This window comes from Rariglobus hedericola, assembly GCF_007559335.1.
GTDB lineage: Bacteria > Verrucomicrobiota > Verrucomicrobiia > Opitutales > Opitutaceae > Rariglobus > Rariglobus hedericola.
Genome location: NZ_VMBG01000011.1, coordinates 1 through 681, shown reverse-complemented (window position 1 = coordinate 681; position 681 = coordinate 1). Strand labels below are relative to the sequence as shown.

Sequence of the window (681 nt, the reverse complement as noted above, 5' to 3'; positions counted from 1 at the left end):
CTCGGTCTTATATTGCCGAACGTTTGAGGTCAGACACGAATCGCGCTGGCGCGGAATGTGCGGCTCGGAGCACATTCCGTGACAGTGCGGTTCGTTGTCTGTAGTGACTGGTTAGGCTCCGTCTTTTTCATGCTGAACTACGATTATAGATCGTCTGTAGGCATTAAAATGCCCAACTCCAATAATGCTTTCTGGGCTAACAAATGCCTTAATTCTGATTTCTCTATCTGCTGGCAACGAATCTACTGCACCTAAAAATATCTCAACTTTCTCTTTTGTCTCGCTCAGTAAAAAATGGCCAGTCTCAAACCCAGTGACGTAGGTTCCGGTCAGCGTCTGTAATGTGTAGCCGAAGTCCATTGGTGATATGTAGCTATTCTTCTGTATTTCCGGAAATGCTTTTAATCCGCTATTTCTTCCACTGTTCCAGACATCGTCCGAATTTCTATATACGTTCTGTATTCTGCTTCCATATCGAAAGTTGTCTAAAAACGCTTCACAGTATCCTGAAATGTAATTCAGTCGTTTTTCCTTATCGTCTGGGAATGCGGCCTTGGCCGCTGCCAATGCGGGTTCAACCAATACCGATGGTATCGGTGGGCGTGGCGGAAAAGCTTGGGCCAAGACGGTTAAGTAGGCCGCAAGAAATAGTATGCTGAGTGATTTCATTTTTTGCCTAAC

The 681-nt window shown here is 45.4% G+C and carries 1 protein-coding gene; it reads right to left on the bottom strand.

Annotated elements, in window-relative coordinates; genetic code table 11:
* Positions 1-111: 111 nt before the first annotated feature.
* The coding region (locus FPL22_RS17600; RefSeq protein WP_203235190.1) for a hypothetical protein at positions 112-681 on the bottom strand (570 nt) is incomplete at its 5' end.